Here is a 25,533-nt window from a genome sequence, read left to right as displayed (position 1 = left end):
GCGCCGACCGGCCTCATCTCGCCGCGCGTCACTTTATGTGCGCCGCATACTCCTCCGGCTTGAAGCCGACGATCAGGTCGCGCCCGTGCTCGAGCACCGGGCGCTTGATCATGGAGGGATGCGCCAGCATCAGCGCCAGCGCCTTGGCCTCGTCGATGTCCGCCTTGTCGGCATCCGGCAGCTTTCTGAAGGTGGTACCGGCCCGGTTGAGCAGCTTCTCCCAGCCGACCTTCTTCGCCCATCCCTGTAGAGTCTTCGCATCAATGCCCGCCGACTTGTAGTCGTGGAAGGCATAGGCGACGCCCTGATCGTCCAGCCAGGATCGGGCCTTCTTCATGGTGTCGCAGGCCTTGATGCCATAGATCGTCGTCGTCATCGCAATCCCCCGTCTGAAAGCGCCGACCTTACCCCAGTGCGTGCCGCCGCGCGTGCAGCTTTCGCGTCGCAGGGTCGTTGAATGCCGTCTGCTGCTCATGTAACATATCAGTGCAATCCCAATTGGACGGGCAATGACAGGCAGGGCAGGACGCATGAAGACCTATCGGGGAGATCGCACCATCGACGGCATCGCGGTGACGGTGGACGGCAAGCCGCTGCCCCAGCGCACCGACATCGCCAAATTGAGCAGCGACGGCTTCGAATGGAGCTATGAGGGGCAGGCCCCCGCGCAACTCGCGCTTGCGCTTCTCGCCGACCATCTCGGCGACGACAGGCGCGCCTATGCGCTGCATGACCAGTTCATGCGCGATGTGGTGGCGAATTTCGCCAACGAATGGGAGATGACCTCCGACGACATCGCCGCCGCCATCCATCGCGTCGCAGCCTGAGCCAAAGGACGCCCCAACGCTTGACGGCGGTGAGCGAATCCGTCGTCACATTTTTATTGACGGCACAGGAGCGGGCGGCATGGCGAAGGCGGTGTCCAAGGTGGTGTCCAGGGCGCCGGTCAAGCGCCAGAAGCGGCAGGCGGCTCTGAACGACGCCGATGCGGGACTGGACCTCCTGCTCGAGCCGCTGCGCGAGACCCGCAAGGAGCCCCGGGTCCCGGCCCGGCGGTCTCGTCGCGAGGAGGCTCCGGCGGAAGATGCAAGCCTCACCGACCGGGCCTATCGCATCCTTGAGGAATTGATCGCGACCCTCCAGCTTCCCCCCGGCGCGGTGCTTTCCGAACTCACCCTGTCGGATCGCCTGAAGATCGGCCGAACGCCCATCCGTGAGGCGCTGCAACGGCTTGCACGGGATGGGCTGGTGGTGGTGCTGCCGCGCCGCGGCGTGCTCGTGTCGGACATCAATCTGCGCACCCAGCTCCGCCTGCTGGAGGTGCGGCGGGTGCTGGAGGTGCTGATGGCGGGCCTCGCCGCGGAGCGGGCCACGTCCGAGGAGCGGGACGCCTTCGCCGAGATCGCCGGCTCCATGCGGCAGGCGGCCGAAGTGGAGGACGACCTCGCCTTCATGCGCCTTGACCGGCGCTTCAATCTCCTCATGGCGCAGGCCTCGCGCAATGAGTTCGCGGTGCGCTCCATGGGCCTCATGAACGCCCTGTCGCGCCGCTTCTGGTATCAGCACTATAGGGAAGTGGCGGACCTGCCGCTCGCGGCCCGGCTGCACGCCGAGGTGGCCGAGGCGGTGGCCCGCCGCGACCGCAAGGGGGCCGAGACGGCGGCCTCCAACCTCGTGGATTACATCGAGGACTTCGCCCGCAAGACGCTGGATGCGTGAGGATTGTTTCTCCCCTCTCCCCTTGCGGGAGAGGGAGTCTCAAGGTGGGGCGGCCGCCCGCCTCAGAACAGCACCACGCTGCGGATGGTCTCGCCCGCTTTCAGCGCGGCGAAGCCCGCATTGATCTCCTCCAGCGCGATGCGGCGGGAGATGAGCCCCTTGAGATCCAGCCGCCCCGCGAGCGCGGCGCGCGCCAGGAACGGGAAGTCGCGGGCGGGGCGAGCGCCGCCGTAGGAGACGCGGCGGATGCGCTTTTCCGCCATCAGCGCGCCCCACCGGAACGACACGTCCTTCGTCACGTCGATCTTGCCCAGCCAGATCACCTCGCCGCCCGGCCGCACCGCCTCCACCGTCGTGCGGAAGGCGATGGGGCTGCCGGCGGATTCCAGCACCACGTCCGCCCCGCGACCACCCGTGAGGGCGCGGGCGGCCTCCACCACGTCGCTTGTGCGGGCATTCACCGTGTGGGTGGCACCCATGGTGCGGGCGAGGGCGAGCTTGGCGTCGTCGAGATCGGTGGCGAGGATGGTTTCCGCGCCCGCCAACCGGGCGCCCTGCACCGCAGCGAGCCCCACGGCACCGCAGCCGATGACAAGCGCTGTGTCGCCCGGCCCGATATGGGCGACGTTCAGCGCCGCGCCGACGCCGGTCATGATCCCGCAGCCGATGAGGCAGGCCTCCTCGAACGGCAGATCCTTCGGCACGGGAACGGCCTGCTGGTCGGCGACGATGCAGTATTCCCCGAAGGCGCCGAGAAACATGAGGTTGCCGAGTTCGCGCCCGTCCGCGAGCCGCGCCTTGGCGGCGCCGTCGAAGGCGCGCGCCTTCGGGCCTTCGGCGAGATAGCCCTCGCACAGGATGGGCAGGGAGCGGTCGCAATAGAAGCAGTGGCCGCAATGGGGATTCCAGGAGAGCACCACATGGTCGCCCTTGCGGACGCCCTTGGCCTCACGCCCGACGTCTTCCACGATGCCCGCCGCCTCATGGCCGAGCACGATGGGCATGGGATAGACCAGCCCGCCCTCGATCACCTCCAGATCAGTGTGGCAGAGCCCGGCCGCCTTGATGCGGACGAGCACGTCCGACGGGCCGAGCGGGGCCGCCGCCACCGTCTCGATGGCGAGCGGCGTTTGCGGCGCGTGAAGCACCGCGGCACGATAGGTGAGGGGCATGGCTCAGGCGTGCTCCAGCTCCACCTCGCCGGCGATGACGCGCATGACCGCCTTGTCACGGTGCGCCTCCGCCAGCGTGCCGGAGAAGATCATCTCGCCGCGCTCAAGCACGTAGAGGCGATCCACATAGTCCGGCAGGTGATGCACGTTGGATTCCGCCATCAGCACCGCCTGTCCCATGGCGCGGATGGAGGCGATGCCTTCCGAGATCACCGGGATGATGGCCGGGGACAAACCCTCGAACGGTTCGTCCAGCAGGAGGAGGCTCGGATCGAGGGCGAGCGCGCGCGCCACCGAGACCATCTTGCGCTCGCCGCCCGAGAGCTGCGCGCCGCCCCGGTGCAGATACTGCCGCAGCTTCGGGAAGACGGTGAGGGAGCGCTCCACGCGATCCTTCTCCGACATCTTGGAGCGCCGCGTCCAGGTCGGCAGCTCCAGATTTTCCGCCACGGTGAGGTCGGCATAGACCTCCGATTCCTCCGGCGAGAAGCCCACGCCCATCTGCGCGATCTCGTGCGGCGCGCGGCCGACCAGCTCCTTGCCCGCGAAGCGGATGGAGCCGGCGGCGGGCTTGCGATAGCCCATGATGGATCGGAACGTCGTGGTCTTGCCCGCGCCGTTGCGGCCGATGAGGCAGACGAGTTCGCCCGGCTCTACGGCAAGGTCGATGCCGGACAGGATGCGGCTGCCGGCGATATCCACCTTGAGGCCCGAAATGCTCAGCATGGGCGGATCTCCTGAACGGCCGGCTTCTGGGTCATCTTCGGCGGGCGCGTGCCCACCACGGCGGCGATGAGGGCGGGATCCTTGAAGAAGGTCTCCGGCTTTTCGTCCGCCAGCACCGTGCCCGCCTGGAGCGCGACAATGCGGTCCGAGTAGCGGGCGACGAGATCCATGTCGTGCTCCACCTGGATGATGCCGCGCACGCCCGCCTTCCGCGAGGCAGCCACCAGCAGTTCCATGATGGCGTGCTTGTCGCCGGTGGAGACGCCGGAGGTGGGCTCGTCGATGAGGATCAGTTCGGGCTTGAGGGCGAAGGCGCTCGCCACGTCCAGCAGTTTTTTCTCGCCCTGGGAGAGGGCGCTCGCCTGCTGGTCCAGCCGATGGCGCAGGTTGAAGATGTCGGCCACCTCCTCCACGGCGTCACGCACCTCCCGGTCAGCGCCGAGGCTGCGGAAGGGGTTGCCGATGCGCCTGAGGCGGGAGGCGGCGGCGACCCCCAGCGTCTCGCGAACGGTGAGGGCGGGAAAGATGTTCACCAGCTGGAACCCCCGCGCCATGCCGCGGCGGGACAGCTCCACCGGGCCGATGCCGGCGATGTCCTGCCCGCGGAAATGGACGTGCCCGGTTGTGGGCTTCAGGAGGCCAGTGAGCACGTTGACGAGGGTGGATTTGCCGGCCCCATTGGGGCCGACGATCGAGATGAACTCGCCGTCGTCCACATGCACCGAGACATTCCGGAGCGCGTGGAAGTCGCCGTAGCTCTTGGAGACCTGGTGGGCGGAGAGAAGGGCGTGAGATGCCATGGGTCAGCTCCCGCGCTTGAGGCGGGCGAAGGCGTCGCCGAACAGGCCGGCGATGCCTCGCGGGAAGAAGATGACGATGAGCACGAGAATTCCGCCCATCACGAACCGCCAGTACTGGGTGGCGGACATCACCGTGTCCTGCAGCAGCACAAAGGCGAGGCCGCCGACCACGGGACCGGCAAACGCGCTGGAGCCGCCCAGAACCGCCATGAAGACGAGGTTGCCGGACTGCGTCCAATAGACGATCTCTGGGTCTGCGAGGCCGATGGTGACGGCCAGGATCACCCCGCCGATGGCGCCGTAGACACCTGAGATGACATAGGCCGCGAGCCGCATCCGCGAGACCGTGACGCCGAGATAGGCCGCCTTCTGCGCGTTCTCACGGATGGCCGTGAGGTGCAGCCCGAAGGGCGAACGCACGATCCGCCACATGGCGTAGCCGAGCAGCGTGAGGAGGCCGAGGGCGTAGTAATAGAACGGGCCGGTGATGAAGGCGGTCTTGCCGCCCTCGAACTCCATGCCGAACAGGAGCGGGCGCATCACCCGCATGCCCTGATCGCCACCGGTGAGGCCGTAGAACTTGAACAGGATGGAGTGAAACAGCATGCCGAAGGCGAGGGTCAGCATGCCGAAGAAGATGCGCGTGTAACGCACGCACAGGAAGCCCACCGGCACCGCGATGACCACCGCCGCCGCCACCGCAACGAGAAGAGTCAGCTCCAGCGAGCGGACGCCCAGCTTGGAGGTCATCACCGCCGCCGCATAGGCGCCGATGCCGAGGAACATGGCATGGCCGAAGGAGAGAAGGCCCGTGTATCCGAACAGGAGGTTGAAGCCGAGCAGCGCGATGGCGAAACCGAAGAAGGGCACCATCAGGGTGAGCATGTAGGTGGAGGCGACGAGGGGCAGGCCCGCCATCGCCACCACGATCACGAGGAAGGCAGCAAGGCCGCTGGGCCATCGCATGCCGGCGGCGGGGGCCGCCGCGGCGGCTGCGCGGGCGGCCGTGGGGGTGCCGAGGGTGGGCGTGCTCATGCCATTGCCTTTCCGAAGAGCCCGGCCGGCCGCAGGATGAGCACGGCGATGACGACCAGATAGATGGAGAGAATCTCGGCCTCGGGCAGAACCATGATGGCCGCTGCCCGGATCAGGCCGACGATGAGCGCCCCGGCGAGCGCGCCGCGCATGGAGCCGAGGCCGCCGATGACCACCACGGCGAAGGCTTCCACCACAAGCTCCACCGCCATGTCCAGCGAGGAGGCCGATGCCGGCACCACCAGCGCGCCGCCCACGGTGCCGAGCATGCAGCCCACCGTGAACACCGCGGCGAAGACGCGGGAGGAATTCACGCCGAGACCCTCGGTCATGTCCCGGTTCTCTGCCGTGGCGCGGATGATGCGGCCCGTGCGCGTCTTCTGGAGGAAGGCGCCGAGCGCCACCGCGATGGCGATGGAGGCGGCGATCACGAGGAGATTGTAGGTGGGCACCCTGAGGCCGAGGAACTCGGCCGTGCCGTAGGCGAGATAGGCGTTGTCCAGCGTCCGGGGCGTCGCGCCCCAGAAGAAGCGGAACACGTCCTGGAACATCAGGAGCAGGCCGAAGGTGAGGAGCAGCTGATAGCTCTCGTCCCGGCGATAGACGGTGCGCAGGACGCGTTCCACCGGCAGGCCGACAAGGCCGATGACGAGCCCCGCGAGGATGAGCACCGGGAGAACGGTCCAGGCCGGAAAGCCCACGGCCGAGGCAAGGCCCACGGCCGTTATGCCGAAATAGGCGCCCAGCGCGTAGAACGAGCCGCAGGCGAGGTTGACGATCTTCTGCACGCCGAACACCAGCTGGAGCCCGGCGGCGACGAGGAAGAGAATGGCGGCGTGAAACACGCCGCCGAGGAGGACGTCGAGAAAGACGGTCACGCGGCGCTCCTCAGACGGGAAGCTTGGAGGTCTTGAGCCATTCCCAGAAGTCCACGCCCGGCGGCTTCTGGAGCTGGTCGGCGGTGAAGCTGTCCACCGTCCTCAGCGTCGGGAAGTCGTAGGAATTCTGGTTGGTGGACAGGCCCTGGTAGAAGGTCTGCTCGGCGATCTTGTCGGTGCGGAACTGGCCCGGACCGCCGAGGCTCTCGACCTTCTGCTTGGGGATCGAATCGATGATCTCGTCGAGCTTGGGCCAGCGCCCGGTGGCCTTGGCCGCGGCCTCAACGCCGGCCTTGTAGGCGGCGAGCGCGAAATAGGCCCGGTCGGCCTCCCAGTGCGGGGCTTCCTTGTAGCGGCCCATATAGTCTTCGACGAACGCCTTCTGCAGCGCGGAAGCGTTCGGCAGCGCGAAGTAGAGCGTGTTGTGCCCGAACACGATGTTCTCGGGCATGAACTCCTTCTTCAGCTGGTTGATCTGCCAGCCGGCGGCGGGAAGGGCGAGGTTCACGCCCTCGAACAGGCCCGCGGCCGAGCCCTGCTTCATGAACACCGGCAGATCGGCGAACAGCATGGAGGAGAAGATGAAGTCCGGCTTGGCGGCCTTCAGCGCGGCGACATGGGAGGTGAGGTCCATGGTGCCGACCTTGGGCCACTGCTCGGCGACCACCTCCACCTCGACCCCGGCGCGCGCGAGGATCTGCCGGAAGGCCTCCCAGTTGTTGCGGCCGTAGGAATAGTCCGGATTGATGCCGGCGATCCGCTTGATCTTGCCCTTGAAGTATTTGATGGCGAGCAGCGAGGCCATCACCGCCTCGCATTCGTTGTCGGTGGAGCGGAAGACATAGCGCGACTTGGGCATCGCCTCCTTCACGCCGTCCTGCGTGGTGCCGTCCCACATGATGAGCAGGGCCTGCTCTTCCTCCGCCACGGGCGCGACGCCGAGCGACACGCCGGTGGAGATGAGGCCCTGGACGCAGTCCACCTTTTCCTGCAGGGCGAGGCGGCGGAAGCGCTCGATCGTGTCCTTCGGCGAGGTCTCCTCCTCGAACACCAGCTCGATGGGGCGGCCGGCGATGCCGCCGTCCTTGTTCATGCGCTCCGCCGCCCACTGCACCGCGCGGATGCCGCATTCGCCGACCGTGCCCATGGCGCCCGAACGGGGCGCGAGAATGCCGATGCGCACCGGCTTCGACTGGGCGATGGCGGGGGAGAAAACCCCCGGAGCGGCGGCGGCGAGACCGGCAGCACCGATCCCCCGCATCAATGTGCGGCGAGAAATGTTCATTGGCGTCCTCCCCTAGGCGGGTCTCATGCCCGCCTTTGTGAACTGACATATCATAGATATGCCAAAAGAATGTCTGCAAGAAGCTTTTTTGATCTGGATCATTTTAAAAGGGAATGGATGGATCGATGCCAATAAAATCAATATGTTGATGACATTCGGCTTGGCTGTTCGGGCGCGTGGCGAGGCGGTTTGAGCCAGAGATTCTCCGTCTTGCATATGATGTGTGACTGACATATTAGTTCTTCACGCGCTGTCGCGAAGCGCCCCTCGGCCGTCCGGCGGGGGCATCGCAAGGGGTGCCGGCCCTCAAGCCGTGGCACTCCAGTTCAAGCGCGGGGGAATCAAGAGAATGGCGCGCACCGACAGCGCGCAAGGGAGAGAGCGATGGAACTCACCTCGAGCCCCATGACGGATCGCCAGCGCAAATACCGCGCAACCTATCGCGAGCGCGTCACCGGCTGGTATAACGGCTGGCTGCACATCGCCATCATCTATGCGATCGGCTTTACGGCGCTCTACATCTACATCTCGAACATGCACGATGTCCGGTGGTGGGAGTGGCTCACCATTCCGGTCGTGTTCCTGTTCTGCAATTTCTTCGAATGGTGGCTGCACCGCTATGTGATGCACCGGCCGTCCAGCTTTCCGCTGTTCCGCGCGGTCTATAACCGCCACACGCTCATGCATCACCAGTTCTTCACCGAGGAGGAGATGCGCTTCGCCGGTCACCACGACTGGCGCGTCACCTTCTTCCCGCCCTATGCGCTGGTGACCTTCACGCTCATGTCCATTCCCGGCGCCATCGTGTTCGGCTGGCTGATCTCGCCGAATGTGGGCTGGCTGTTCATCACCACCACGACCTCGGTCTATCTGCTCTACGAATTCATGCACTTCACCACGCACATCGACGAGAACTGGTTCGTGCGGAACGTGCCCTTCATCAACACCAACCGACGCCACCACGCCGCGCACCACAACCAGTCGCTCATGATGGAGCGCAACATGAACCTGACCTTCCCCATCATGGACTGGGCGTTCGGCACGTCGGACCTCAATCGCGGGCTCTTCGGCCATCTCTTCAACGGCTATGACACCCGCCACCTGAAGACCGACATGCGCCGCACCGCGCGCACCCCGAAGGGCAAGACGGCGCCTTCCGGCCACGTCGCCCCGGCGGAGTGAGGCCATGGCCTCCATCGAACCCAATGTCGCCGGCCTGTTGATCTTCACCGGTCTGTGGACGGCGGCGTGCCTCGGCTTTCTCGTGCTCTCCGGCATGTTCCCGGCGAACACGCGGCCGGCGGGGGCGCGGCAGGCAGGGGGCCGCGCCCTCGTCCTGGTCAACAGTCTGCTCTGGCTCGTGCTCGCCGCCGCGGCGCTGGCCTACGGCTATGCGAACCTGCGCCTCACCAGCCTAATCGTCGTCGGCGGCCTCGTCCTGCTGTTCGCCCCGGCGCCGTTCGAGCTGCTGCCCACATCGTTCCGCGACGGCCGGCGCGGCCTTGCCGCTCTGGTGGCGCTCCAGGGCGCGGCGCTGGCCGTCTGGGCCGCGCTTCCCGGCGGCGGCGCCGCGCTCATCTGAAGCTCAGCGCCGGCCTTGTCCGGCCTTCAAGAGGGGACATTCCATGCCCACCCACATCAAGCTCATCCTCTCCCTCATCGTCCTCGCCGTCGCGGCGGCGGGCTATGCCTTCCAGTCCGCGCTTGGGCAGGAGGGACCGAAATATGCGGTCGCCTTCCTGGGTGTTTTCATGGTCATCGCCATGTGGGTCTTCCCCGAGGTGCAGCGCCGGCCCGGCGACAAGGTTTAGTCTCGTCGAACACCGGACAGGGGGTCGGGTCTTGATCGCGATCATATTCGAGGTGTGGCCGGCTGAAGGTCAGCGCGACACCTATCTCGATCTCGCCGCGCGCCTGCGCGTGGAGCTGGAGAAAATGGACGGCTTCATCTCGGTGGAGCGGTTCGAGAGCCTCACCAATCCAGGCAAGATGCTTTCGCTCTCCTTCTGGCGCGATGAGGAAGCGGTGAAGGCCTGGCGCAACCTCACCTCCCATCGCAAGACGCAGGCGGCGGGGCGGGCAGGCGTGTTCCGCGACTATCGCCTGAGGGTCGCCGCCGTGGTGCGCGACTATGGCATGTTCGAGCGCGACGAGGCGCCGGACGACAGCCGGAGCCTCCACAAGCCGAAGGCCGCGGTTGCCGATCCCGCCTTCTGACGTTCAGCGCAGCTCCGGCGGCCAGTCGAGGCCCGAGCGGCCCGCTGTGTCGGGCGGCATGACGGCGGCGGCGATGTCCGCGTCGCTGAGGCCGGCCTCGCGCAGCACGTCGGTCGTGCAATCGGCGAGATCGAGCGGGTGGGCCTGTGCGGGCGTGCGCGAGAGGCGCGGCACCGCAGGCACCCGGTTCGGCCCGCTGTCGGGATGGCGGGCGGCAATGTGGGGATCGCTCCACACCTCGTCGGGCGCCAGAACCGGCGCGACGCAGGCGTCCGTACCGGCGAACAGGGCGGTCCAGTGGTCGCGCGTTTGGCCGGCGAAGGTCGCTTCCAGCGTGCGCTCGATGTGAGGCCACAGGTCCCGCCGCATATGGTCCGGCGGTTCGCCTAGCGCGAGGCGCCGCCACAGTGCTTCAAAGAAGCCCCGCTCCAGCGCGCCAACCGCGATGAACCCGCCGTCCGCGCAGCGATAGGAGCGATAGAACGGCGCGCCGCCGCCGAGCAGCCCGTCGCCGCGCGCGGGCCAATGGGGTGTCTTCCACAGCGGCCAGTGCATGGCCATCAGGGAGAGCGCGCCATCCACCATGGCGGCGTCGATCTTCTGACCCTGTCCGGTGGTCTTCGCCTCGATCACGGCGGCGAGGATGCCCAGGGCGGCGATCAGGCTGCCGCCGGCGAAATCGGCGACAAGGTTGAGCGGCGCCTCGGGCGGTCCGTCCTTCGGGCCCATGGAACCGAGCACCCCGGCGAGCGCGAGATAGGTGATGTCGTGACCCGCTTCCAGCGCGCGCGGGCCGTCCTGCCCGAAGCCGGTCAGCGAGCAATAGACGAGGCGCGGATTGAGCGCCGCCAGTGTCTCGTATCCGGCGCCGATGCGATCGGCGACGCCGGGGCGGAAGCCCTCCACCAGCACGTCGGCGGTCTGCACCAGAGCGTGGAGCGCGGCCCGGCCGGCGGGGGCCTTCAGGTCCAGAGATATATGCCGCTTGCCGCGAGAAAATTCCGGAATGGCGACGCCGGCCCGCCCGCCGCCCACCACGATCACCTCCGCCCCGAAATCCGCGAGGAGCATGGTGCAATAGGGGCCGGGGGCAAGCCGGGAGAGATCGACCACGCGGATGTCGGCGAGGGGACCGCGCGGGGCCGGGGAGGGGGCCTCCACCATCACAGCCCCCGCGCGATGACGATGCGCTGCACGTCGCTCGTGCCCTCGTAGATCTGGCAGACACGCACGTCGCGATAGATGCGCTCGACGGGGAAGTCCGCCAGATAGCCGTAGCCGCCGAAGGTCTGGATGGCGGCGGAGCACACCTGCTCGGCCATCTCGGACGCGAACAGCTTCGCCATGGAGGCTTCGGCAAGGCAGGGCAGGCCGGCCTCGCGCAGGGACGCCGCGTGAAGCACCATCAGGCGGGCCGCCTCGATGCGGGTTGCCATGTCGGCAAGGCGGAAGGCGACCGCCTGATGCTCCATGATGGGCTTGCCGAAGGTCACGCGCTCCTTTGCATAGGCGCAAGCCGCCTCGAACGCCGCGCGCGCCATGCCCACGCACTGGGAGGCGATGCCGATGCGCCCGCCTTCGAGATTGGACAGGGCGATCTTCAGCCCCTCGCCCTCGGCCCCCAGCCGCAGTTCAGCAGGGATCCGCATGTCGTTGAAGGCGAGCTGGCAGGTGTCTGAGGAATGCTGGCCAAGCTTCTCCTCCACCCGCACGACCTCGTATCCGGGCGTATCGGTGGGAACGATGAAGGCGGAGATGCCCTTCTTGCCCGCATCCGGATCGGTGACCGCGAAGACGATGATGAGGTTGCCGTTCTTGCCGGACGTGATGAATTGCTTGGCGCCAGAGAGGATGTAATGGTCGCCGTCCCGCCGCGCGCGGGTGCGCAGCGCCGCCGCGTCCGATCCCGCCTGGGGCTCTGTCAGGGCGAAGCCGCCGATCCATTCGCCGGAGGCGAGCTTGGGCAGGAAGCGCTCTTTCTGCGCATCTGTGCCGAACTTCACGATGGGCATGCAGCCCACCGAGGAATGCACGCTGACGATGGTGGAGCACGCGCCGTCCGCCGCCGCGATCTCCTCCAGCGCGAGGGCGTAGGAGACGAGATCGGTGGCCGAGCCGCCAAGCTCCTCCGGCACCAGCATGCCGAGAAAGCCGAGAGCGCCCAGCTCCTTCAGTTCATCTCCCGGGAAGCGGTGTTCCCTGTCCCGCGCGGCGGCGCCGGGCGCGAGGCGCTCGGAGGCGAAGGCGCGCACGGCGTCGCGGATGGCGACCTGGGTCTCGGTGAGGATCATGGGCTCCCTCCGGTTCTTATTGCTTGCTGCCGAGCGGTGGACGCGGCCTCAGCTCAGCCGCTCGATGGCGACCGCCGTCGCCTCGCCGCCGCCGATGCACAGGGACGCGATGCCGCGCTTGAGATCGTAGCGCTCCAGTGCCGCCAGCAGCGTCACCATCACCCGCGCGCCCGAGGCACCGATGGGATGGCCCAGCGCACAGGCGCCGCCATGGACGTTCACCTTGTCCTCCGGCAGGCCGAGATCGCGCATGGCGGCCATGGGCACCACGGCGAACGCCTCGTTGATCTCGAACAGGTCCACGTCCTTCAGGTCCCAGCCGGTCTTGTCGGCGAGCTTCTGCACTGCGCCAATGGGGGCCGTCGTGAACAGGTTCGGCGCCTGCGCGTGGGTGGCATGGCCGACGATGGCGGCGAGGGGGGTGAGCCCGCGCTTTTCCGCCTCCGATCGGCGCATGAGCACGAGCGCGGCCGCGCCATCGGAGATTGAGGAGGAGTTCGCCGCCGTCACCGTGCCGCCGTCGCGGAAGGCGGGCTTCAGCGTCGGGATCTTGTCCAGCTTCGCCTTGGGCGGCTGCTCGTCCGCCGCCACCACGCGCTCCGCCTTGCCGGCCTTAACGGTGACGGGGGTGATCTCCCTGTCGAAGGCGCCATCGGCCATGGCTTTCTGCGCCTTGGTGAGCGAGGCGATGGCGAAGGCGTCCTGCGCCTCGCGGGTGAACTGATAGGCCTCCGCGCACTCCTCCGCGAAGGTGCCCATGAGGCGGCCCTTGTCGTAGGCGTCCTCGAGCCCGTCGAAGAACATGTGGTCGATGACCCGTCCATGCCCCATGCGGTACCCGCCACGGGCGCGGTCCAGCAGGTAGGGCGCGTTGGTCATACTCTCCATGCCGCCCGCCACGGCGACGGAGGCGGAGCCAGCGGCGAGGAGGTCATGGGCGAACATGGCCGCCTTCATGCCGGAGCCGCACATCTTGTTGACCGTGGTGGCGCCGGTCGCGAGCGGAAGGCCCGCGCCCAGAGCCGCCTGCCGGGCCGGCGCCTGGCCGAGGCCCGCCGGCAGCACGCAGCCGAACACGACTTCCTCCACCTGATCCGGCGCGAGGCCGGCGCGGGAGAGGGCGGCACCGATGGCCGCAGAGCCGAGCGCGGTTGCGGCGACATCCTTGAGGTCGCCCTGAAAGCCGCCCATGGGCGTGCGGGCGGTGCCGACGATGACGATGGGGTCGGAAGCCGTCATGGGTCTTGTCTCCGGAGAGGGAGGAGGGCGTCGGGGGTCAGCGCGGCGCCATGCGCAGCGCGCCGTCGAGGCGGATGACCTCGCCGTTCAGCATGGAATTCTCGCAGATGTGCTTGACCAGCGCGGCGTATTCGGACGGCCGCCCGAGGCGCGAGGGGAAGGGAACGCTCTTGCCGAGGCTGTCCTGAACATCCTGCGGCAGACCGGCCATCATCGGCGTCTCGAAGATGCCGGGCGCAATGGTGAGGACGCGGATGCCGAAGCGCGCAAGCTCGCGGGCCACCGGCAGCGTGAGGGCCGCAACGCCGCCCTTGGAGGCGGCATAGGCGGCCTGCCCGATCTGCCCGTCGAAGGCGGCGATGGAGGCGGTGTTGATGATGACGCCGCGTTCGCCGTCCGCGTCCGGCTGCTCCTTCACCATGGCGTCGGCCGCGAGCCGAAGCATGTTGAAGGTGCCGATGAGATTGATGGTGATGCCGCGCACGAAGCTGTCCAGCCGATGCGGGCCCTCGCGTCCGATCACCTTCTCGCCGGGAGCGACGCCCGCGCAGTTCACGAGGCCGTGAACGTGGCCGAAGCTGTCGAGGGCGAGCTGCACGGCCGCCTTGCCGTCGGCCTCGCTGCTCACGTCGGCGCGCTGGAAGCGGGCGGCGTCGCCGAGTTCGGCGGCCATGGCGGCGCCAGCGTCGGCGTTGATGTCGACGAGGACGACGCGGCCGCCGTTGTCCACCACCATCCGCGCCACCGCCGCGCCAAGGCCCGAGCCGCCGCCGGTGACGAGAAAGACGCGCCCTTCGATCTTCATGGTGCCCCTCCCAGGGAGACATGCCGCCGCTTGAGCGGCCGTTGACTCACGTCTAGCAGAAAAGCCGAGTGACATTCGATGACACTAGCGATCTATTGATGTGAGCGTTTTTGCCATACGGGAGCACGCCGTGGAACGGCGCATGATCTCCGGCACCTTTGTGGACGATGCCTTGGGCTGCCTCGCGGCGCAGGGGATCGAGACCGGTCCGGTGCTCGCACGGGCGGGGCTCGCGCTGCCGGTGACCGAGGCGGTCTCGGCCGAACAATACGGCGCGCTGTGGACGGCGGCGGCCGAGGCGCTGGACGATGAATTCTTCGGCCTCGCCGCCCGCCCCATGCGCTGCGGCAGCTTTACCCTGCTCTGTCATGCCCTCATGGGCGCGGGAACGCTGGAGCAAGCCCTGCGGCGGGCGCTGCGCTTTCTGCGTGTGGTGCTGGAGGACCCGAGCGGCGAACTCGTCGTCGGCGATGGTCTTGCGTCGGTGGTGCTGGTGGACAGAGGTGCGGCGCGCTCGGCCTTCGCCTATCGCACCTACTGGATCATCCTCCACGGCATCACCTGCTGGCTGGTAGGCCGGCGCATCCCGCTGCGGCAGGTGGATTTCCGCTGCGGACCGCCGGAGCACGGGGCCGACTACCGCCTGTTCTTCGGCGCGCCGGTCCGGTTCGATGCGCCGGAAAGCCGGCTCGCCTTCGATGCCGCCTTCCTGAAGCTCCCGGCCCACCGCAGCGAGCGGGCGCTGCGCGATTTCCTGCGCGGCGCGCCGGCCAACATCCTGGTGCGCTACCGGCACGACGAGGGGCTGGCGGCACGGGTCCGTGCGCGCCTGCGGGAGCAGCCGGCTGCGGCCTGGCCCTCCTTCGAGGACCTTGCCCGCCAACTGCGCCTGCCGGCCTCGACCTTCCGGCGGCGGCTGGCGGAGGAGGGGGCCGCCTATCGCGACATCAAGGACGACCTGCGCCGGATGAAGGCCGAGGATCTGCTGCGTGGCACCGACCGGCCGGTCGGGGAGATCGCCGCGGATCTGGGTTTTTCCGAGCCGAGCGCCTTCCACCGGGCTTTCCGCAAATGGACAGGCGCGAGCCCCGGCGCCTTCCGACGTGCGGGGCGTTGAGGAAGAGCGGCGTTCCGCCATTTGACGGCGGGCCGGCGGCTGACTACCTGTGCGCAAACCCCGGCGTCCCGGCGCCGGTGGAAACCTGACTTCTGGCGCCGCGGCGCCGGCCGGCGCCGACCGGTGCGCCCTGGAGTAAGCTGTTGTCGATCATTGCCAGCATCCGCAAGACGCTCGTTCCCGTCCATCGCGAGGGCTATCCCTTCATCGCGATCGCGGTGGTGATCGCGCTCGTGCTGTTCGCCTTCTCCACCTTCTTCGGCATGATCGGCTTCGGCCTCGCCATCTGGACGGCGCTGTTCTTCCGCGACCCGGAGCGCGTGACGCCGGTGCGCGAGGGCCTCGTCATCGCGCCAGCGGATGGACGGGTCTCGCAGGTGGGGCTGGCGCGGCCGCCGCGGGAGCTGGACCTTTCGGACGAGCCGCTGCTGCGCGTGTCGATTTTCATGAACGTGTTCAACGTCCACGTGAACCGCGCGCCGGTGACCGGACGCATCGAGCGCATCGCCTATAAGCCGGGCCTCTTCCTGAATGCCGACCTCGACAAGGCGAGCGAGGACAATGAGCGCAACGGCCTCATCATCTCCACCCCCTACTGCCGGGTGGGATGCGTGCAGATCGCCGGCCTCGTGGCGCGCCGCATCGTCTCCTTCGTGCGCGAGGGCGAATCCATCGGTGCCGGCGAGCGCTTCGGCCTGATCCGCTTCGGATCGCGCGTGGACGTCTATCTGCCCGTGGGGTCGCGCGTGCTGGTCAGCGAGGGCCAGTTGACGGTGGCGGGCGAGACCGTCCTGTGCGATCTCTCCCAGCCGCAGCAGCGCGAGACCGCCTACCGGGTGAGCTGATGGAAACGCCCTTTCCCCCGTTCGATCCCGAAGGCCGGCCCCGGCCGCGCCTTGGCGGCAGCATCGGCAAGGTGCCGATCCGGGTTCTGCTGCCCAATCTCGTGACACTGCTGGCCCTGTGCTCCGGCCTCACCGCCGTGCGCCTCGCCATCGAGGAGCGGATCGAGCTGGCACTGGCGGCCATCGTCTTCGCCGCCATCCTCGACGGCGTGGACGGGCGGCTGGCGCGGGCGTTGAAAGGCACCTCCCGCTTCGGGGCGGAGCTGGACAGCCTTGCCGACTTCGTGAACTTCGGCTGCGTGCCGGCGCTGATGCTCTATTTCTGGGGCCTCAACGAAGCCGGCTCGTTCGGCTGGATCGCCGCGCTGGCCTATGCCATCTGCGCAGCGCTTCGCCTCGCGCGGTTCAACGTGATGCTGGACGACCCGAACAAGCCGCCCTTCGCGGGCGACTATTTCACCGGCATCCCGGCCCCGGCCGGCGCCATCACCGTGCTGCTGCCGGTTTACCTGGAGCTGATCGGCCTTCCCCACGGGCGGGTGAGCGCGTTGATCGCGCTGGTCTACTGCCTGGCCATTGCCTTCCTGATGATCTCCACGGTGCCCGCCTGGTCCGGCAAGACGCTGGGGCGGCGGGTGCGGCGGGACATGGTGCTGCCGCTGTTCGTGGCGGTGGCCATCTATTTCGCGCTGCTGGCGAGCTATCCCTGGATCGTGCTTTCCGTCTGCACCATCCTCTATCTGGCTCTGCTGCCGGTCTCCACCATGCGCTATCGGCGCCAGATGAAGGCCTGGAAAGCCGAGCGCGCCGCCGCGCCGTCCGCCGACCCGGACGTCCTGCCCTCCTGATCTTCCCCAAGCGGCTGCTGGCCACGCGCTGGGCAAGCGTTGCCGCAGTGATGCGCATCTAATTGCATACAATGCGCACATAGCTGCACATATTGTAGTCATTTTCCGCCCTGCGCCATGGTGCAATCTACGGCGCAGCGGATCTATATAATTGATTTTACGATTAAAATAAAAAACTGTATGCAATTGGCACGCGGCTTGAATGGCATTAGGCGACCACCACCACAGGGACGTCGCTGATGAACCGCCGCGAATTCATGAAATCCGCCTCCGCCACAGCCGTCGCGACCGGCACCAGCGTCGCCGCTCCAGCGGTGTTCTCGCCGGCGAAGGCGCAGGCCCGCAACGAGACGCTGTTGATCGTTTCGGAGAGCGGCCCGAACAATCTCGACATCCATGGCGTCGGCACCAACGTGCCCGGCTATGAGGCGAGCTGGAACACCTACGATCGGCTCATCACCCACGAGATGACCGAGAAGGAGGGCGTTCGCTACTATGACCGCGACAAGCTCAAGGGCGAGCTGGCCGAGGACATGAACATCGGCGACATGTCCGTCACCTTCAAGCTGAAGAAGAACGCGACTTTCCAGGACGGCACGCCGGTGACCGCCAAGGACGTGAAGTGGTCGCTGGACCGCGCCGTCTCCGTGGGCGGGTTTCCCACCTTCCAGATGAAAGCCGGCTCGCTGGAGAAGCCCGAGCAGTTCGTTGTGGTTGACGACCACACGGTGCGCGTGGACTTCCTGCGCAAGGATCGCCTGACCATCCCGGATCTCGCGGTCATCGTGCCGTGCGTCATCAATTCCGGGCTCGTTCAGAAGAACGCCACCGAGAAGGACCCCTGGGGTCTCGAATACACCAAGCAGAACACCGCCGGCTCCGGCGCCTATCGCGTCACCAAGTGGACGCCCGGCACGGAAGTCATCTTCGAGCGCTTCGACGACTGGAAGGGCGGCCCGCTGCCCAAGATCAAGCGCGTGATCTGGCGCATGGTGCCGTCCGCCGGCAACCGCCGGGCGCTGCTGGAGCGCGGCGACGCGGACATCTCCTACGATCTGCCCAACAAGGACTTCGTGGAGCTGAAGCAGGCGGGCAAGCTCAACATCACGTCGGTGCCGTATTCCAACGGCGTGCAGTACATCGGCATGAACGTGAAGAACCCGCCCTTCGACAATCCGAAGGTGCGCGAGGCCATCGCCTACGCCATTCCCTATGAGAAGATCATGGAGGCCGTGCTCTACGGTCTGGGCCGCCCCATGTTCGGCGCGCCGGCGGATGCCGCCACCAAGGTGGCCTGGCCGCAGCCCACCAAGTTCAAGACCGATCTCGCCAAGGCCAAGCAGCTGATGGCCGAGGCGGGCCTTGCCGGCGGCATCGACACCACGCTCTCCTTCGACCTCGGCTTCGCCGGCGTCAACGAGCCCATCTGCGTGCTGCTCCAGGAAAATCTGGCGCAGATCGGCATCAAGACCACCATCAACAAGATCCCCGGTGCCAACTGGCGCACGGAGCTGAACAAGAAGGTTCTGCCGCTCTACACCAACGTGTTCTCGGGTTGGCTGGACTATCCGGAATACTTCTTCTTCTGGTGCTACCACGGCTCGAATTCCGTCTTCAACACCATGAGCTACCAGTCGGCGGCGATGGACACCTTCATCGACGGCGCGCGTGCTGCGGCGGCGAGCGGAGACAAGGCGGCCTATGATACGGACGTGAAGGGCATGGTGGACCTCGCCTTCGCCGACGTGCCGCGCATTCCGCTCTACCAGCCGTTCGTCAACGTCGCGATGCAGAAGAACATCACCGGCTACGAATACTGGTTCCACCGCCGCCTCGACTATCGCGCCTTCCAGAAGGGCTGAGGCATCCCTCTTCCTCTTCAGGGAGGAAGCGGCGTGAGGGGTGGCGCTGGGGGCGGAAGCCGGCGCTTTGGGTTCGCCCGGGTGCCGGCATCGGTGCCGCCCCTCACCCCACACCCGGCGCCCCGCCGGAGACGAGAACCGGTTGCGGTGCCCGATGCCCCGTAGCCCGATTTGCACACAGGGATATCGCCATGCTGAAGCTCCTAGGCAGTCGTCTCGCCACAGCCGTGCCCAGCCTGATCGGCGTGGTGATCGTGACCTTCCTGCTCACCCGCGTGCTGCCCGGCGACACGGCGGCCTATTTCGCGGGACCGGCCGCGACGCCGCAGGCCATCGCCGAAATCCGCACCAAGCTCGGCCTCGACAAGTCTTTGCCGGCCCAGTTCGCCGATTATGTTTCGGCCCTCGCTCAGGGCGACCTCGGCTCTTCGCTCTCCACCGGCCAGCCGGTCGCCACCGAGATCGCGGCCCGCCTGCCGGCCTCGGCCGAACTGACGCTGGCGGGGCTGGTGCTGGCGCTGCTCATCGCGGTGCCCTTCGGCATCATTGCGGCGGTACGGCAAGGGTCGTGGATCGACCACGCCTGCCGCATCATCACCACGGCCGGCGTCTCGCTGCCGGTGTTCTTCACCGGGCTGCTGCTGGTCTATGTCTTCTACTTCAAGCTGGGGTGGGCGCCGGCGCCGCTGGGGCGGCTCGACGTGTTCTTCTCGGCGCCCGAGACGGTGACGGGCTTCTATGTCATCGACAGCCTGATCGCCCGCGACTTCGAGACCTTCCGCGCCGCGCTGGCGCAACTGGCGGTGCCTGCGATCACGCTGGCTATCTTCGCCCTTGCGCCCATCGCCCGCATGACCCGCGCCTCCATGCTGGCGGTGCTCTCCTCCGAGTTCGTGCGCACGGCGAAGGCGGCGGGGCTGACGGATTACACGGTCATCATCACCTACGCCTTCCGCAATGCCATGCTCCCCGTGGTGACGACGCTGGGCATGGTGTTTTCCTTCCTGCTGGGCGCCAACGTGCTGGTGGAGAAGGTGTTCGCCTGGCCGGGCATCGGCTCCTACGCGGTCGAGGCGCTGATTACCTCGGACTACGCGCCGGTGCAGGGCTTCGTGCTCGCCATGGCGATCCTCTACGTGATCCTCAACCTCCTGATCGACCTTGCCTACGGCATCATCGATCCCCGCGCGCGGAGCGAAGCATGACCCTCGCCACGGCCGACACCCAGAAGGCGCCCGGCGGCCTTGCCGCCACGCTCGCCCACGCCCGCTATGTGATCTCGGACAATCCCGTCACCGGCATCGCCTTCGGCATGTTCCTGGTGCTGGTGGTGTGCGCCACGATCGGGCCGTTCATCGTCCCTTATGATCCGCTGGCCTCGGACACGGCGGCGGCGCTGCAGCCGCCCTCGGCGGCGCACTGGTTCGGCACCGACAATCTCGGCCGCGACATCTTCTCGCGCGTGGTGGTGGCGAGCCGGCTGGACATGGCCATCGCCATCTTCTCGGTGGCGCTCGTGTTCGCCGTGGGCGGCGTCGCGGGCATCGCCTCCGGCTTCTTCGGCGGCTGGACGGACCGGATCATCGGCCGCATCTCCGATACCATCATGGCCTTCCCGTTGTTCGTGCTGGCCATGGGCATCGTGGCGGCGCTGGGCAACACGGTGACGAACATCGTCATCGCCACCGCCATCATCAACTTCCCGCTCTATGTGCGCGTGGCGAAGTCCGAAGCCGCCATCCGCCGCAATGCCGGCTACGTGCAGGCGGCGCGGCTGACCGGCAATTCCGAATGGCGCATCCTTCTGACGACCATCCTGCCCAACATCATGCCCATCATGATGGTGCAGATGTCGCTGACCATGGGCTACGCCATCCTGAACGCGGCCGGCCTCTCGTTCATCGGCCTCGGCGTGCGTCCGCCGACGCCCGAGTGGGGCATCATGGTGGCTGAGGGCTCGGCCTATATCGTCTCCGGCGAATGGTGGATCGCGCTGTTCCCCGGCCTCGCGCTCATGTTCGCGGTCTTCTGCTTCAACCTCCTGGGCGACGGTCTGCGCGACATCGTCGATCCCCAGCGCCGCACCTGAGGAGGCCGCCATGCATGGAGTTGTGGACGTGAAGGAACACGCCGCCAAGTCCTCCGAAACGCCGAGCGGCCCGCTGCTGGAGGTGCGCGACCTCACCGTCGAGTTCGCCACCCGCCGCGGCATCGTCACCGCGGTCAGTCAGGTGAACCTGACCCTGGGCAAGGGCGAGACGCTGGGCATCGTGGGGGAGAGCGGCTCGGGCAAGTCGGTCACGTCCTACACCGTGATGCGCATCCTCGACCGCGCCGGCCGCATCGCGGAAGGCACCATCACGTTCTCGGGCATCGATGTTGCCCACGCCCCCGAGAGCGAGATGCGCGACCTGCGCGGTCGCGAAATGTCGATGATCTTCCAGAACCCGCGCGCGGCGCTGAACCCCATCCGCACCGTGGGCGCGCAGATCGGCGACGTGCTGCTCCAGCATGTCCAGGCCGACCCGCGCAACGTGAAGCACAAGGTCATCGACATCCTCAAGCAGGTGCGCATCGCCCGGCCGGAGGATCGTTACCACGCCTATCCGTTCGAGCTGTCCGGCGGCATGTGCCAGCGCATCGTCATCGCGCTCGCGCTGGCCTGCCGGCCGCAGCTGATGATCGCGGACGAGCCCACCACCGGCCTCGACGTGACCACCCAGAAGGCGGTGATGGACCTGGTGACCGAGCTGACGCGCGAGCGCGGCATGTCCACCATCCTCATCACCCACGATCTCGGCCTCGCCGCCACCTATTGCGACACGGTGATGGTGATGGAGAAGGGCAAGGTGGTGGAGACGGCCCCCGCCGAGCGCATCTTCCGCGATCCCCAGCACCCCTACACCAAGAAGCTCATGCGGGCGACGCCGCGCCCGGGCATCACGCTGAAGGATCTTCTGCCGGAAGGCGAGGCCGCAGCCGCTCCGGCCGCGACGCCCGCGCCTGCGACCGGGACCGGGGAAACGCTTCTCACCGTCGAAAACCTCGTCCGTGAATATCCCCGCCAGGGCGCGCCCTCGGCCTTCCTCGCCAAGCTCAAAGGCAAGCCCCTGACGCGGGAGGAGACCATTTTCCGCGCCGTGGACGGCATCTCCTTCGAGGTGAAGCGCGGCGAGAGCGTCGGCCTCGTGGGCGAGAGCGGCTGCGGCAAGTCCACCACCTCCACCATGGTGATGCGCCTCATCGATCCCACGGCGGGCAAGATCACCTTCGCGGGCGAGGATATCGGCGCGATCCCCGCCAAGGACTTCGCTCACCATCCCATGCGCAAGCGCATCCAGATGGTGTTCCAGGATCCGACCGAGAGCCTCAATCCGCGCTACACCGCCGCCCGCGCGATTGCCGATCCCTTGCTGCGCATGGGGGGCTATTCCGGAGGCGCGAAGCTCGATGCCCGCGTGTCAGAGCTGGCCGAAATGGTCGGCCTGCCGCAGAACCTGCTGGAGCGCTTCCCGCATCAGCTCTCCGGCGGCCAGAAGGCCCGCGTCGGCATCGCCCGCGCCATCGCGCTCGACCCCGATCTCGTCATTCTCGACGAGCCGACGGCGGCGCTGGACGTGTCGGTGCAGGCCGTGGTCCTGAACCTGCTGGAGGAGCTGAAGCAGCGGCTCGGCATGAGCTATCTCTTCGTCTCCCACGACCTCCACGTCGTCGGCCTTCTGTGTGACCGGGTGATCGTGATGCGGCAAGGCCGGATCGTGGAGGAGGGCACCGCGCAACAGGTGCTGGAGGCGCCCAAGGACGCCTATACCCGCGAACTCATCGCCGCCATTCCCCATCCCCCGGTCTGAGGCACGCCATGGCCACCGAAACCACCCTGCCCAAGGTCGAGGACGCCGCCCTCGCGCAGCTTCTCGACGGCGCGCTCTCCGCCCATGGCATCACCGCGCGCCCCGAATGGCGCACGGAGGCGCTCGCCTATCTGCGCAGCATCGCCGATGCGGCGACTCTCGTCCGCAGCCTGGACCTCGGCGATGCCGAGGAGCCGGCCCCCGTCTATCGTCCGTGAGGTGGTCATGAACGCGCCCGTCCCCGTTCCCGACGCCACCCGCCTCGCCGGTGCGACAGCGGCCGAGATCGCCGCCGCGGTAGCCTCCGGCACCGTCACCGCCCGGGCCGTCATCGAGGCGACGCTGGCGCGCATCGCGGCTGTCGACCCGTCGATCAACGCCTTCACCGACGTGATCGCCGAGCGCGCCCGCGCCCGTGCGGACCGTATCGACGCTGCCCGTGCGGCCGGTGCGCCGCTGGGGCCGCTGGCTGGTGTACCGTTCGCGGTGAAGAACCTGTTCGACATCGCGGGCCTGCCGACTCGCGCCGGCTCGAAAATCAACCGGGAGCGTCACCCGTCCACGCAGGACGCCTTTCTGGTGGCGCAACTGGAGGCGGCCGGGGCCATCCTCGTCGGCGGGCTCAACATGGGCGAATACGCCTATGACTTCACCGGCGAGAACGTCCATGACGGCGCCTCCCGCAATCCGCACGATCTGACCCGCATGTCCGGCGGCTCCTCCGGCGGCACCGGGGCGGCGGTGGCTGCAGCCATGGTGCCCCTTGCGCTGGGCTCCGACACCAACGGCTCCATCCGCGTGCCGTCCTCCCTGTGCGGCACGTTCGGGCTGAAGCCCACCTATGGCCGGCTGGGGCGGGGCGGCAGCTTTCCCTTCGTGACGGCGCTGGACCATCTCGGCCCGCTCGCCCGCTCCGTCGCCGATCTCGCGCTCTCCTACGACGCCATGCAGGGCGAGGACGCGCGCGATCCGGGCCAGACGCCGCGTCCGTTCGAGCCCGTTGCCGGGCTGATCGGTGAGGGAATCGGCGGTCTGCGCATCGCCATCGCCGGCGGTTGGTTCCGCGCCAAGGCGCAGCCCGAGGTTTTCGCGGCGGTGGATGCGGTTGCCGCCGCGCTCGGCGCGCGCGACATGGTGGACATCCCGGATGCCGCCCGCGCCCGCGCCTCCGCCTACATCATCACGGCAGCCGAAGGCGCGAGCCTGCACGCGCGGCGGCTCGCCGTCCGGCCGGAGGATTTCGATCCCGCCGTGCGCGACCGGCTGCTGGCCGGCCTCGCCATCCCCGCCTCGTGGGTCGATGCGGCGCAGCGCTTCCGCCGGCACTTCCGGGACGAAATGCTGAAGCTGTTCGAGGGGTACGACGTGCTCCTCGCCCCCGCGACCCCTTGCCGGGCGCCGAAGCTGGGGCAGAAGACTTTTGTGCTCGATGGCGAGGAGATGCTGGTGCGACCGAATCTCGGCCTGTTCACCCAGCCCATTTCGTTTATCGGTCTGCCCGTCGTGGCCGTGCCGGTGCGGGTGGCGGTGGGCGAGGCGCCTGACCTGCCCATCGCCGTGCAGGTCATCGCCCCGCCGTGGCGCGAGGATATGGCCCTGCGTGTTGCGGCGGAACTGGAGCGGCTGGGCGTGGCCGCAACCCCAGCCGCAACCCTGTGAAGGAGGACCCGTTGGAGATCGACATTCCCGAGGTGAAGGCCGAGGTTGAGGCCGCGTTCGCGCGCTATGAGGCCGCGCTCGTCGGCAACGACGTGGAGACGCTGGAAGCGCTGTTCCATGACGATCCGCGCACCATCCGCTTTGGCGGCGGCGAGAACCTCTATGGCATGGACGCCATCCGCGCCTTTCGTCGCGGCCGCTCGCCGGTTGGCCTCGCGCGCGATCTCGCGCAGACCGTCATCACCACCTACGGGCGGGACTTCGCCGTCGCCTCCACCCTGTTCTATCGCGACAACGCGCCGGGCAAGGTCGGGCGCCAGCAGCAGACCTGGGTGCGACAGCCGGACGGCTGGCGCGTGGTGGGCGCCCATGTCTCCGTTATCGACGAGCCGACGGCGTAGAGCGCCGCCGGCCTACGACGTTTCACGGATTTCGCCTCAGGCGGGAATCCCGGTAAAATCCTGCACATGACCCTGTTCGCGCCATCTCCCCTGAAGACATCGGACCCCGCCCCGCGCGTGCGCAAGCGCCGCACGGTGGGGCGCCCGGTGACGCGCACGGAGGAACTGCGCCTGCAGATCGCCGACGACATCGTGCGCGGACGCCTCGCCCCCGGCACCGCGCTGGAAGAGGTCGATATCGCAAAGCGTTACGGCGTCTCACGCACGCCGGTACGGGAGGCATTGCGCGATCTTGCCGCCTCCGGCCTGGTCGAAGCGCGGCCCCATCGCAGCGCGCTCGTGGCCCAGCCCTCTCTGGAGCGGCTGCGCGGCATGTTTGATGTGATGGCGGAGCTGGAAGCCCTGTGCGCCGGGCTGAGCGCGGTGAACATGACGCCGGCCGAGCGGGCGGGGCTCGAGTCCATCCATGCCGAGCTGGCCGATCTCACCCGCAGGGGCGACGAGAGCAGCTACACGCTGCTGAACGAGCGGTTCCACACCACGCTCTATGCCGGCAGCCACAATGAGTATCTGACGGAACTGACGCTGGCGACCCGCGCCCGCCTGCAGCCGTTCCGCCGCGCGCAGTTCCGCACGCTTGGGCGACTCGCCCGCTCCTATGAGGAGCACGACAGGGTGGTTCGGGCCATCCTGCGCGCCGACAAGGGGGAGGCGGCGCAGGCCATGCGCGCGCACATCCTGACCGTCGAGGATGCCTACGAGCGTTACGCCGAGACGCTCTGA

General features: G+C 67.8%; 28 protein-coding genes. 17 read left to right on the top strand and 11 right to left on the bottom strand.

Annotated elements, in window-relative coordinates; all coding sequences use genetic code 11:
• Nucleotides 1–28: 28 nt before the first annotated feature.
• The gene (locus V5F63_RS15120) at nucleotides 29–376 is read right to left on the bottom strand and encodes an ArsC family reductase (RefSeq protein WP_209483515.1); all 348 of its coding nucleotides are present in this window, start codon (nucleotides 374–376) and stop codon (nucleotides 29–31) included.
• Between the two features lie 154 nt (nucleotides 377–530).
• Between V5F63_RS15120 and V5F63_RS15115 the strand changes: the two genes are divergently transcribed.
• Both V5F63_RS15115 and V5F63_RS15110 read left to right on the top strand, forming a co-directional pair.
• Nucleotides 531–827 carry a DUF6166 domain-containing protein gene (locus V5F63_RS15115; protein WP_209483513.1) on the top strand — a complete coding sequence of 99 codons (297 nt, stop codon included), beginning with the start codon at nucleotides 531–533 and terminating at the stop codon, nucleotides 825–827.
• Between the two features lie 79 nt (nucleotides 828–906).
• Nucleotides 907–1,719 (top strand): GntR family transcriptional regulator, encoded by an 813-nt coding sequence (locus tag V5F63_RS15110; protein WP_394102791.1) that lies wholly within the window; start codon nucleotides 907–909, stop codon nucleotides 1,717–1,719.
• A gap of 62 nt (nucleotides 1,720–1,781) precedes the next feature.
• Here V5F63_RS15110 and V5F63_RS15105 read toward each other — a convergent pair whose 3' ends face one another.
• Genes V5F63_RS15105 through V5F63_RS15080 form a run of 6 tightly spaced genes read right to left on the bottom strand, consistent with a single transcriptional unit; the run spans nucleotide 1,782 to nucleotide 7,615 of the window.
• Nucleotides 1,782–2,891, bottom strand: a complete 1,110-nt coding sequence (locus V5F63_RS15105) for a Zn-dependent alcohol dehydrogenase (RefSeq protein ID WP_394102792.1) — start codon at nucleotides 2,889–2,891, stop codon at nucleotides 1,782–1,784.
• 3 nt (nucleotides 2,892–2,894) lie between these two features.
• Complete coding sequence (locus V5F63_RS15100; protein WP_209483508.1) at nucleotides 2,895–3,617, bottom strand: ABC transporter ATP-binding protein; 723 nt, start codon at nucleotides 3,615–3,617, stop codon at nucleotides 2,895–2,897.
• Nucleotides 3,611–4,417 carry an ABC transporter ATP-binding protein gene (locus V5F63_RS15095; RefSeq protein WP_209483506.1) on the bottom strand — a complete coding sequence of 269 codons (807 nt, stop codon included), beginning with the start codon at nucleotides 4,415–4,417 and terminating at the stop codon, nucleotides 3,611–3,613. The genes V5F63_RS15100 and V5F63_RS15095 overlap by 7 nt, the downstream gene beginning before the upstream one ends.
• 3 nt (nucleotides 4,418–4,420) lie before the next feature.
• On the bottom strand, nucleotides 4,421–5,452 hold the full coding sequence (locus V5F63_RS15090) for a branched-chain amino acid ABC transporter permease (protein WP_245327180.1): 1,032 nt from the start codon (nucleotides 5,450–5,452) through the stop codon (nucleotides 4,421–4,423).
• Nucleotides 5,449–6,330, bottom strand: a complete 882-nt coding sequence (locus V5F63_RS15085; protein ID WP_394030712.1) for a branched-chain amino acid ABC transporter permease — start codon at nucleotides 6,328–6,330, stop codon at nucleotides 5,449–5,451. The genes V5F63_RS15090 and V5F63_RS15085 overlap by 4 nt, the downstream gene beginning before the upstream one ends.
• A gap of 10 nt (nucleotides 6,331–6,340) precedes the next feature.
• Nucleotides 6,341–7,615, bottom strand: coding sequence for an ABC transporter substrate-binding protein (locus V5F63_RS15080; RefSeq protein ID WP_394030710.1), 1,275 nt, complete (start codon nucleotides 7,613–7,615; stop codon nucleotides 6,341–6,343).
• Nucleotides 7,616–7,999: 384 nt separating this feature from the next.
• On the opposite strand from V5F63_RS15080, the gene V5F63_RS15075 reads away from it, so the two are divergent.
• From V5F63_RS15075 to V5F63_RS15060, 4 genes are read left to right on the top strand one after another with little or no spacing between them, the layout of a single operon-like run.
• Nucleotides 8,000–8,797, top strand: a complete 798-nt coding sequence (locus V5F63_RS15075) for a sterol desaturase family protein (protein WP_209483500.1) — start codon at nucleotides 8,000–8,002, stop codon at nucleotides 8,795–8,797.
• A 4-nt stretch (nucleotides 8,798–8,801) separates the two neighbouring features.
• The gene (locus V5F63_RS15070; RefSeq protein ID WP_394102793.1) at nucleotides 8,802–9,197 is read left to right on the top strand and encodes a hypothetical protein; all 396 of its coding nucleotides are present in this window, start codon (nucleotides 8,802–8,804) and stop codon (nucleotides 9,195–9,197) included.
• A 43-nt stretch (nucleotides 9,198–9,240) separates the two neighbouring features.
• Nucleotides 9,241–9,426, top strand: coding sequence for a hypothetical protein (locus tag V5F63_RS15065; protein WP_209483496.1), 186 nt, complete (start codon nucleotides 9,241–9,243; stop codon nucleotides 9,424–9,426).
• Between the two features lie 31 nt (nucleotides 9,427–9,457).
• The gene (locus V5F63_RS15060; protein WP_394102794.1) at nucleotides 9,458–9,832 is read left to right on the top strand and encodes an antibiotic biosynthesis monooxygenase family protein; all 375 of its coding nucleotides are present in this window, start codon (nucleotides 9,458–9,460) and stop codon (nucleotides 9,830–9,832) included.
• Nucleotides 9,833–9,835: 3 nt separating this feature from the next.
• On the opposite strand, the gene V5F63_RS15055 is transcribed toward V5F63_RS15060, so the two are convergent.
• Genes V5F63_RS15055 through V5F63_RS15040 form a run of 4 tightly spaced genes read right to left on the bottom strand, consistent with a single transcriptional unit; the run spans nucleotide 9,836 to nucleotide 14,167 of the window.
• On the bottom strand, nucleotides 9,836–10,996 hold the full coding sequence (locus tag V5F63_RS15055) for a CaiB/BaiF CoA transferase family protein (RefSeq protein ID WP_394102795.1): 1,161 nt from the start codon (nucleotides 10,994–10,996) through the stop codon (nucleotides 9,836–9,838).
• Nucleotides 10,996–12,123, bottom strand: coding sequence for an acyl-CoA dehydrogenase family protein (locus tag V5F63_RS15050; protein WP_394102796.1), 1,128 nt, complete (start codon nucleotides 12,121–12,123; stop codon nucleotides 10,996–10,998). Before V5F63_RS15050 ends, V5F63_RS15055 begins: the two co-directional genes overlap by 1 nt.
• A 48-nt stretch (nucleotides 12,124–12,171) precedes the next feature.
• Nucleotides 12,172–13,362 carry an acetyl-CoA C-acyltransferase gene (locus tag V5F63_RS15045; RefSeq protein WP_394102797.1) on the bottom strand — a complete coding sequence of 397 codons (1,191 nt, stop codon included), beginning with the start codon at nucleotides 13,360–13,362 and terminating at the stop codon, nucleotides 12,172–12,174.
• 37 nt (nucleotides 13,363–13,399) lie between these two features.
• Entirely contained in the window at nucleotides 13,400–14,167 is a 768-nt protein-coding gene (locus V5F63_RS15040; RefSeq protein WP_394030699.1) for a 3-hydroxyacyl-CoA dehydrogenase, read from the bottom strand.
• 130 nt (nucleotides 14,168–14,297) lie between these two features.
• Between V5F63_RS15040 and V5F63_RS15035 the strand changes: the two genes are divergently transcribed.
• From V5F63_RS15035 to V5F63_RS14985, 11 genes are all read left to right on the top strand, one after another.
• On the top strand, nucleotides 14,298–15,284 hold the full coding sequence (locus V5F63_RS15035) for an AraC family transcriptional regulator (RefSeq protein WP_209483485.1): 987 nt from the start codon (nucleotides 14,298–14,300) through the stop codon (nucleotides 15,282–15,284).
• A 143-nt stretch (nucleotides 15,285–15,427) separates the two neighbouring features.
• Nucleotides 15,428–16,129 (top strand): phosphatidylserine decarboxylase, encoded by a 702-nt coding sequence (locus V5F63_RS15030; protein ID WP_394030695.1) that lies wholly within the window; start codon nucleotides 15,428–15,430, stop codon nucleotides 16,127–16,129.
• Nucleotides 16,129–16,977 (top strand): CDP-diacylglycerol--serine O-phosphatidyltransferase, encoded by an 849-nt coding sequence (pssA, locus tag V5F63_RS15025; protein WP_394030693.1) that lies wholly within the window; start codon nucleotides 16,129–16,131, stop codon nucleotides 16,975–16,977. The genes V5F63_RS15030 and pssA overlap by 1 nt, the downstream gene beginning before the upstream one ends.
• Nucleotides 16,978–17,216: 239 nt before the next feature.
• Nucleotides 17,217–18,839, top strand: a complete 1,623-nt coding sequence (locus V5F63_RS15020) for an ABC transporter substrate-binding protein (protein ID WP_394030691.1) — start codon at nucleotides 17,217–17,219, stop codon at nucleotides 18,837–18,839.
• Nucleotides 18,840–19,030: 191 nt separating this feature from the next.
• A complete protein-coding gene (locus V5F63_RS15015) occupies nucleotides 19,031–20,044 on the top strand; it encodes an ABC transporter permease (protein WP_209483478.1) in 1,014 nt (337 codons plus the stop codon).
• Complete coding sequence (locus V5F63_RS15010) at nucleotides 20,041–20,928, top strand: ABC transporter permease (RefSeq protein WP_209483475.1); 888 nt, start codon at nucleotides 20,041–20,043, stop codon at nucleotides 20,926–20,928. Before V5F63_RS15015 ends, V5F63_RS15010 begins: the two co-directional genes overlap by 4 nt.
• 10 nt (nucleotides 20,929–20,938) lie before the next feature.
• Entirely contained in the window at nucleotides 20,939–22,690 is a 1,752-nt protein-coding gene (locus V5F63_RS15005) for a dipeptide ABC transporter ATP-binding protein (RefSeq protein ID WP_394102798.1), read from the top strand.
• An 8-nt stretch (nucleotides 22,691–22,698) separates the two neighbouring features.
• On the top strand, nucleotides 22,699–22,908 hold the full coding sequence (locus V5F63_RS15000; protein ID WP_209483471.1) for an AtzG-like protein: 210 nt from the start codon (nucleotides 22,699–22,701) through the stop codon (nucleotides 22,906–22,908).
• Nucleotides 22,909–22,915: 7 nt separating this feature from the next.
• Nucleotides 22,916–24,349 carry an AtzE family amidohydrolase gene (locus tag V5F63_RS14995; RefSeq protein ID WP_394102799.1) on the top strand — a complete coding sequence of 478 codons (1,434 nt, stop codon included), beginning with the start codon at nucleotides 22,916–22,918 and terminating at the stop codon, nucleotides 24,347–24,349.
• An 11-nt stretch (nucleotides 24,350–24,360) separates the two neighbouring features.
• Nucleotides 24,361–24,750: an oxalurate catabolism protein HpxZ gene (hpxZ, locus tag V5F63_RS14990; RefSeq protein ID WP_394102800.1), complete on the top strand. Its 390-nt coding sequence runs from the start codon at nucleotides 24,361–24,363 to the stop codon at nucleotides 24,748–24,750.
• Nucleotides 24,751–24,816: 66 nt separating this feature from the next.
• A complete protein-coding gene (locus V5F63_RS14985) occupies nucleotides 24,817–25,533 on the top strand; it encodes a GntR family transcriptional regulator (RefSeq protein WP_245327179.1) in 717 nt (238 codons plus the stop codon).

This window comes from Xanthobacter wiegelii (genome assembly GCF_043193855.2).
Taxonomy (GTDB): domain Bacteria; phylum Pseudomonadota; class Alphaproteobacteria; order Rhizobiales; family Xanthobacteraceae; genus Xanthobacter; species Xanthobacter flavus_A.
This window is presented reverse-complemented; position numbering and strand designations above follow the sequence as displayed.

Bases quoted from the DNA above. Each gene is read 5' to 3' on its own strand.
- V5F63_RS15120 (WP_209483515.1), bottom strand. From the start codon at position 376: ATGACGACGACGATCTATGGCATCAAGGCCTGCGACACCATGAAGAAG.
- V5F63_RS15115 (WP_209483513.1), top strand. From the start codon at position 531: ATGAAGACCTATCGGGGAGATCGCACCATCGACGGCATCGCGGTGACG.
- V5F63_RS15110 (WP_394102791.1), top strand. From the start codon at position 907: ATGGCGAAGGCGGTGTCCAAGGTGGTGTCCAGGGCGCCGGTCAAGCGC.
- V5F63_RS15105 (WP_394102792.1), bottom strand. From the start codon at position 2,891: ATGCCCCTCACCTATCGTGCCGCGGTGCTTCACGCGCCGCAAACGCCG.
- V5F63_RS15100 (WP_209483508.1), bottom strand. From the start codon at position 3,617: ATGCTGAGCATTTCGGGCCTCAAGGTGGATATCGCCGGCAGCCGCATC.
- V5F63_RS15095 (WP_209483506.1), bottom strand. From the start codon at position 4,417: ATGGCATCTCACGCCCTTCTCTCCGCCCACCAGGTCTCCAAGAGCTAC.
- V5F63_RS15090 (WP_245327180.1), bottom strand. From the start codon at position 5,452: ATGAGCACGCCCACCCTCGGCACCCCCACGGCCGCCCGCGCAGCCGCC.
- V5F63_RS15080 (WP_394030710.1), bottom strand. From the start codon at position 7,615: ATGAACATTTCTCGCCGCACATTGATGCGGGGGATCGGTGCTGCCGGT.
- V5F63_RS15075 (WP_209483500.1), top strand. From the start codon at position 8,000: ATGGAACTCACCTCGAGCCCCATGACGGATCGCCAGCGCAAATACCGC.
- V5F63_RS15070 (WP_394102793.1), top strand. From the start codon at position 8,802: ATGGCCTCCATCGAACCCAATGTCGCCGGCCTGTTGATCTTCACCGGT.
- V5F63_RS15065 (WP_209483496.1), top strand. From the start codon at position 9,241: ATGCCCACCCACATCAAGCTCATCCTCTCCCTCATCGTCCTCGCCGTC.
- V5F63_RS15055 (WP_394102795.1), bottom strand. From the start codon at position 10,996: ATGGTGGAGGCCCCCTCCCCGGCCCCGCGCGGTCCCCTCGCCGACATC.
- V5F63_RS15050 (WP_394102796.1), bottom strand. From the start codon at position 12,123: ATGATCCTCACCGAGACCCAGGTCGCCATCCGCGACGCCGTGCGCGCC.
- V5F63_RS15045 (WP_394102797.1), bottom strand. From the start codon at position 13,362: ATGACGGCTTCCGACCCCATCGTCATCGTCGGCACCGCCCGCACGCCC.
- V5F63_RS15040 (WP_394030699.1), bottom strand. From the start codon at position 14,167: ATGAAGATCGAAGGGCGCGTCTTTCTCGTCACCGGCGGCGGCTCGGGC.
- pssA (WP_394030693.1), top strand. From the start codon at position 16,129: ATGGAAACGCCCTTTCCCCCGTTCGATCCCGAAGGCCGGCCCCGGCCG.
- V5F63_RS15020 (WP_394030691.1), top strand. From the start codon at position 17,217: ATGAACCGCCGCGAATTCATGAAATCCGCCTCCGCCACAGCCGTCGCG.
- V5F63_RS15015 (WP_209483478.1), top strand. From the start codon at position 19,031: ATGCTGAAGCTCCTAGGCAGTCGTCTCGCCACAGCCGTGCCCAGCCTG.
- V5F63_RS15010 (WP_209483475.1), top strand. From the start codon at position 20,041: ATGACCCTCGCCACGGCCGACACCCAGAAGGCGCCCGGCGGCCTTGCC.
- V5F63_RS15005 (WP_394102798.1), top strand. From the start codon at position 20,939: ATGCATGGAGTTGTGGACGTGAAGGAACACGCCGCCAAGTCCTCCGAA.
- V5F63_RS15000 (WP_209483471.1), top strand. From the start codon at position 22,699: ATGGCCACCGAAACCACCCTGCCCAAGGTCGAGGACGCCGCCCTCGCG.
- V5F63_RS14995 (WP_394102799.1), top strand. From the start codon at position 22,916: ATGAACGCGCCCGTCCCCGTTCCCGACGCCACCCGCCTCGCCGGTGCG.
- V5F63_RS14985 (WP_245327179.1), top strand. From the start codon at position 24,817: ATGACCCTGTTCGCGCCATCTCCCCTGAAGACATCGGACCCCGCCCCG.